The organism is Pseudogracilibacillus auburnensis (genome assembly GCF_003201975.1).
Classification (GTDB): domain Bacteria; phylum Bacillota; class Bacilli; order Bacillales; family Amphibacillaceae; genus Pseudogracilibacillus; species Pseudogracilibacillus auburnensis.
This window is the reverse complement of sequence record NZ_QJJQ01000017.1, coordinates 89,312-95,311: the sequence shown is the minus strand read 5'-3', so window position 1 is coordinate 95,311 and position 6,000 is coordinate 89,312. Positions and strand designations below refer to the sequence as shown.

Here is a 6,000-nt window from a genome sequence, read left to right as displayed (position 1 = left end):
GTGTGGTTACTTACATTTTACACGAAGCTGTTATGGGCTGCTTTATTTTAACTACAGTTTTTTTAGGTGTTGCACTTAATAGTACAATTCGTCATTTATAAAAATAAAATGTTGAATCTTGCATTTGATTAATTATATAAATGACATGCAACCCAATGATTATTATATATTTCCTTCCATTCCGGTTTTACTTCAGCACAAATTCCCATTGCTTTTGAACAACGAGTTCTAAAAGGGCAACCACTAGGTGGAGAAATTGGACTTGGTACGTCTCCTTTTAAAATAATCCGCTCTCGATGTCGCTCTTGTTTCGGATTAGGTAAAGGAATAGCTGAAAGTAAAGCTTGTGTATAAGGATGCAATGGATTGGAATAAAGCTCTTCTGAAGTAGCTATTTCTACCATATTACCAAGATACATGACACCAATTCGATCACTAATATGCTTTACCATTGATAAATCATGGGCTATAAATAAAAATGTTAAATCACGTGATACTTGCAATTCTTTCATTAAATTAACTACTTGAGCTTGAATCGACACATCTAGTGCAGATATCGGTTCATCTGCAATAATAAATTTTGGATTGACGGACAATGCACGAGCAATTCCGATTCGTTGACGTTGCCCCCCACTGAACTCATGTGGGTATCGATTTGCATGACTAGTATTTAAGCCAACTTTTTCTAACAATTCACTTATATAGTTTTCATGTTCATTTTTAGGGACGATATTGTGTACCGTAAGCCCTGCTGTAATAATTTCTCTAACGTTCATTCTTGGATTTAAGGAAGCGTAAGGATCTTGGAAAATCATTTGCATTTCTTGTCTAAACTTTAAAAGATCCTTTTTCTTTAATTGATCTTGAATTTTTTTTCCGTTAAAAATTATTTCTCCAGCTGTCGGTTCATATAATTGAATGATAGTTCTTCCAGCAGTTGATTTCCCACACCCGGATTCTCCAACTATACCAAAAATTTCACCTCTGAAAATATGAAAATTAATACCGTCAACTGCTTTTAATACTGTTTTGCGGCCAACTGGAAAGTGTTTTTTTAAGTTTTTGACTTCTAATACTTTTTCTTTTATATTGCTCATATTATCCCTCAATTCTAGCCGTTTCAGGAGTATCTGTTATAGGTGCTTGTTCATCTAAAAGCCAACATGCTGTTTTCTGTGTATCGGATGAACTAACTATACCAGGCGATTGTTCAATACACACTTTCATTGCATAAGGACATCTCGGTGCAAATGGACAACCTTTTGGTGGATTAGCCAAATTAGGAGGTGAACCATCGATGGCAATCAACTTTTTTTCTTTGGAATCTAATTTTGGAATCGATGATAATAACCCCCAAGTATACGGATGTTTAGGTTGATAAAATATCTCATCCACTGTGCCAGTTTCGGCAACTTTTCCACCATACATCACTACAACCCGGTGCGCCATATTGGCAACGACACCAAGATCATGTGTAATTATAATCGTAGACATATTTAACTTTTGTTGTAAGTCATTTAATAATTCTATAATTTGTGCCTGAATTGTTACATCCAAAGCGGTTGTTGGTTCATCAGCAATTAATATTTTTGGATTACATGATAATGCAATTGCAATCATAACACGTTGACGCATTCCACCAGAAAACTCATAAGGGTATTGATCAATTCTTTTTTCCGGATTTGGTATTCCAACGAGTTTTAACAGTTCTATAGTACGTTTATAGGCTGTTTCCTTATTAACTTTTTCATGTCTAATAATCGTTTCAGCAATTTGCCTTCCAATTTTTAAGGTAGGATTTAATGAACTCATTGGATCTTGGAAAATCATACTTATTTCTTTTCCTCGAATAGAACTGAAATATCGTTCTGGTTTTGTTAGCAAGTCTTCACCTTTATAAAAGATAGAACCGTTGTTAATTTTTCCAGGAGGTTCAGAAATTAGCTTTATGATGGATTGAGCTGTAACACTTTTTCCAGATCCTGATTCACCAACAATCGCTAATGTTTCTTTTTCTTTTAGTTGGAAATTAACACCTCTTACTGCGTGAACCTCTGTATTATTCGTTTTAAATGTTACTTGAAGGTTGTTTACTTCAAGTAAGTAATCTTTATTCATAATGTCCCTCCTTTTTTAAAAAAATATGTTTTAATGTTTCATTTTAGGATCCAGCGCATCTCTTAGTCCATCACCTAGAAGATTGAAGCTTATTAACAGAAGGCTAATAATAATACTAGGGAAAATGACCAAATATGGGTAAATCTGCAAAGATTCGAATCCGTCATTGATAACTGTACCTAATGATGCCATTGGAGCAGGGAGACCAAGCCCTATAAAACTCAAAAATGCTTCAAAAAAAATGGCTCCAGGTACGGTAAACATTGTTGTAATAATGATTTGGGCCATTGAATTAGGTAATATATCCTTTGTAAGAATTTTCGGATGCGTTAAACCTAATGTTTTAGAAGCTAACACATATTCTTGGCTTTTTAACTTTAATACTTGTCCCCGGACAATTCTTGCCATTCCAACCCATCCTGTTAAAACAATGGCGCAAATAATTGAAACTAATCCAGGTTTTAATATTATAATCGCTAAAATAATGATGACTAAATTTGGAATACCAACTAAAACTTCAATAATACGTTGCATTACGTTATCCACTTTAACACCAAAATAACCAGAAATTCCCCCGTAGGTGACACCGATAAAAAAGTCAATAATAGCTGCAATAAATGCAATCGATAAAGAAATCATTGTCCCATACCAAACTCTTGTCCACTGATCACGTCCAAATTGATCTGTACCAAACCAAAATGACTCTTCTACTCCCATTAGTTCATATTGATCTACACCATTTGCATACCCATCGAAAGGTAACCAATGGACATCAGCTAAAATCGGAATTTTTGGTGGTAAAAATGCTCTTGTCAAATCTTGTTCTTTATACGTATGATCATTCATAATTGGACCTAGTAAAGACATTACAATAAAAAAAACAATACAAAGTAAACTTAACATTGCCCATTTGTTTTTAAATAAAGTTTTCATTGCTTTTACCCAATAGTTATCAGTTTTACTTTCAACAGTTTTATCTTCTTGTACAACATGATAGTAATTTACTTTTTCAAACAATTCGTCGTTATAGACAATATTTTTATTAGAGCTCAATTGTTTTCGCCTCCCAACTTAATTCTAGGATCGACTATGCCGTAAAGTAGATCGATTACAAAGACGATAATAATGAAGAAAGCAGCATATAGAAGTGTTAGTCCCATAATCATCGGATAATCGTTCGTCGTTATTGAGACAACAAACTGTTCTCCTATTCCTGGAATGGCGAATATTTTCTCAATGACTAGTGAACCAGTCAAAATAGAGATTGCTAAAGGACCTAAAATAGTAATGACTGGGATTAAAGTATTTTTTAAACCATGTTTTATAATAATCGTTTTATTCGGAAGTCCTTTTGCTTTCGCAGTTTTCATATAGTCTTGACCCAGCACTTCAAGCATTTCCATTCGAATATATCTTGCTATCGTTGAAATGACAACAAATGATAACGATAAGGCTGGCATAATATGATACTTCCAACCTTCCCAATATGCAACAGGTAGCCAACCAAGTTTTACAGCAAGAAAATATTGCATAAAACCGGCAAATACGAAGGAAGGAACGGAAATACCAATAACAGATAATGTCGTCGTTCCATAATCCCAAAAAGTATTATGTTTTAGTCCTGAAAAAATCCCAAGTATAAGACCAAATATGACACCGATTAACAACGCTTCCAAACCTAAAATTGCAGAAGGCTGGATTCGGTCTAAAATAATATCTGTAACAGCTTGATTTTTAAATTGAAACGACATTCCTAAATCGCCTTTAAAAAAGTCAACTACATAATGAAAAAATTGTATAGGAATTGGATCATTTAACCGGTAATGTTCCATAATAATTTCTAGTTGTTGATCTGTTAATTTATCTTGGTTTTTAAACGGCGATCCTGGCAATAGTTTCATTGTTACAAATGAAATAGTCATTATAATAAAAAATGTAATAATCATATAACCAATTCTTTGAAAAATATAACGTTTCATTGCTGCCTCCTAGTGAAAAATAATATGTCGTAAATTAAACTCTTATAATATTAAAAAATTAAATCCCTCCCTACAAGTAGTCTTTATAAAAAATAAATCTATTCATAAAAACCTCCGTTTCTGTACTTTCCTTTTATAAAAATGCTTGTTCCTTCTTTTCAAAGGAGAACTCTGCATTCAAAGAAATCGTTATAGTTTATAAATATATTAATGCAATATTCATGCCATCGTTTTCATGAGAAAAGATGAACGAAGTGTCAGTCAGTCTTTTTTGCGAACAATAATATGTTTTGTATAAAAAATGAACATAATCAAGTTCGAAAAAATTTTATGCGATTTAAACATACGATTATTCTTATCTAGCAATTAAGCAATTTCTTTAAAGATTAAACAGGAAGAATAAGATATAAAACAATCAATTTATATTAAAAATAGAAGATAATAAAAAACAATAAACAATGAAAATCTATATAATTATGATTATTGCCTTTTTATTAAATAGAGAATTAGGAATATATTATTACAACACTTAAATATGAAAAACCTTAATTATTGGAGGATAAATGGTAGGAAAATATTTTAATAAAATAAAGACACTTCGTAAATTACGAAAGATGACTTTAAAAGAACTCAGTAACAAAACAGTACTATCAGTTAGTTTTCTTTCACAAGTTGAAAGGGGAGATACTTCTTTAGCTATAACATCATTTAAAAATTTCTGATGCTTTAGGGGAGATACTTTTTTATAGTCTAGGAAATTCTAGTTGAATCTACTTGTAGATAAAGTTTATTTGCAATATTATTTGCGTCTAGCTTAAGCGCTAAAGCTGTAGCAAAATTTCAAACTTCTTCCTACGATAAAGAAGACTTGCCGATTGGCTTTAGACAGAGGCTTAGTCGCTCTTATGGCCTTGGGTGAAAGTCAACATCGCTTCAAGTTTTAAGGAAGGCCGACTAAAATTGGGCTTTGCGCCCAACGTCGGCATACCCCTATGAAGGAGCATGTTTCCTTTATCTCGTTGGAGAAGGAAGATCAACTAAGTTCGCCACTTTGCGTGGCAACGTCGACCCACCCTACTTGGTAGGGCGCAATTTGTACGTCGCTAAACGAGCGCTTGCGCTTTTGTTCTTTCTTTGAAGAAGATCAAGATAATGATTTTGCTACTTATAAAATTGAACAAAAATCATTTAGAATAGGAACCTTTAATTCTTCTATTATTAGTTTAAGCAGTTATTTTAGTGAACGGAAAATGGATACATGAATAGAAACATTAGATCCAAAACATAAAGATATGGAGCTTGTTCAACATCCAGGGAAGAGTTCTATTATGTTATGAAAGGAGAACTAATCATCTATATTAATGAAAAAATATATCATTTACATCAAGGAGATGCGATACATTTTCCTTTCAAATTACCACATAAGTGGGAAAATCCACTTGATAAAGTAAATAGATTAATTAGTTCCGTTAGTCCCGCAATATTTTAATCGTCATTGGGCATTAAAAATGTGGTATTTATTTGACTTCAACATAATTGTAAAATAATTTGAGGTGTTTTTCTTAAGGAATTCGTTATTAGTTAGACTATAAGGGTGGTTAAGGAAAAAGCAAGGCTCAACCATACGGGTATGCTATCTTTTGTCGTGGTATGTGTGAAACGATTTAAAAACAATACGTTTAGTAAAACTTACTAGAATACAAGAACGCACAATCTTATTTTCTCTTCGTTAGAGCACAATTGTAAATCCATCCTTAAGCTTTACGATAATGTGTTAATAATTTTAAACACAGGGCACTTAATGTGTCTAAAAAGTTAACACATAAATGAATGCGTTTTATTCTCTTTTTGTAGGAAACGGTACTTACTAATAAAGTTTTGAGTTTGCAAGGGTTGGCATTAA

Annotated in this window: 4 protein-coding genes and 2 pseudogenes; 2 read left to right on the top strand and 4 right to left on the bottom strand. The window is 32.6% G+C overall.

What is annotated here, in order from left to right; all coding sequences use genetic code 11:
- Positions 1–128: 128 nt before the first annotated feature.
- Genes DFR56_RS19015 through DFR56_RS19000 form a run of 4 tightly spaced genes read right to left on the bottom strand, consistent with a single transcriptional unit; the run spans position 129 to position 4,097 of the window.
- The gene (locus DFR56_RS19015; protein WP_110397035.1) at positions 129–1,097 is read right to left on the bottom strand and encodes an ABC transporter ATP-binding protein; all 969 of its coding nucleotides are present in this window, start codon (positions 1,095–1,097) and stop codon (positions 129–131) included.
- A gap of 1 nt (position 1,098) precedes the next feature.
- Complete coding sequence (locus DFR56_RS19010) at positions 1,099–2,118, bottom strand: ABC transporter ATP-binding protein (protein WP_110397034.1); 1,020 nt, start codon at positions 2,116–2,118, stop codon at positions 1,099–1,101.
- 30 nt (positions 2,119–2,148) lie between these two features.
- The gene (gene opp3C, locus DFR56_RS19005; protein WP_110397033.1) at positions 2,149–3,171 is read right to left on the bottom strand and encodes an oligopeptide ABC transporter permease; all 1,023 of its coding nucleotides are present in this window, start codon (positions 3,169–3,171) and stop codon (positions 2,149–2,151) included.
- Positions 3,168–4,097, bottom strand: a complete 930-nt coding sequence (locus tag DFR56_RS19000) for an ABC transporter permease (RefSeq protein WP_110397032.1) — start codon at positions 4,095–4,097, stop codon at positions 3,168–3,170. The genes opp3C and DFR56_RS19000 overlap by 4 nt, the downstream gene beginning before the upstream one ends.
- Positions 4,098–4,660: 563 nt before the next feature.
- Here DFR56_RS19000 and DFR56_RS18995 point away from each other — a divergent pair.
- Together DFR56_RS18995 and DFR56_RS18990 are read left to right on the top strand one after the other, a co-directional pair.
- Positions 4,661–4,810 (top strand): annotated as a pseudogene (locus tag DFR56_RS18995) (helix-turn-helix domain-containing protein); the annotation flags it as partial.
- A 608-nt stretch (positions 4,811–5,418) separates the two neighbouring features.
- Positions 5,419–5,586, top strand: a pseudogene (locus DFR56_RS18990) (cupin domain-containing protein); the annotation flags it as partial.
- Positions 5,587–6,000 lie beyond the last annotated feature (414 nt).

Excerpts from the sequence above, each read along its gene's own strand:
- DFR56_RS19015 (WP_110397035.1), bottom strand. The coding sequence starts at position 1,097 with ATGAGCAATATAAAAGAAAAAGTATTAGAAGTCAAAAACTTAAAAAAA.
- DFR56_RS19010 (WP_110397034.1), bottom strand. The coding sequence starts at position 2,118 with ATGAATAAAGATTACTTACTTGAAGTAAACAACCTTCAAGTAACATTT.
- DFR56_RS19000 (WP_110397032.1), bottom strand. The coding sequence starts at position 4,097 with ATGAAACGTTATATTTTTCAAAGAATTGGTTATATGATTATTACATTT.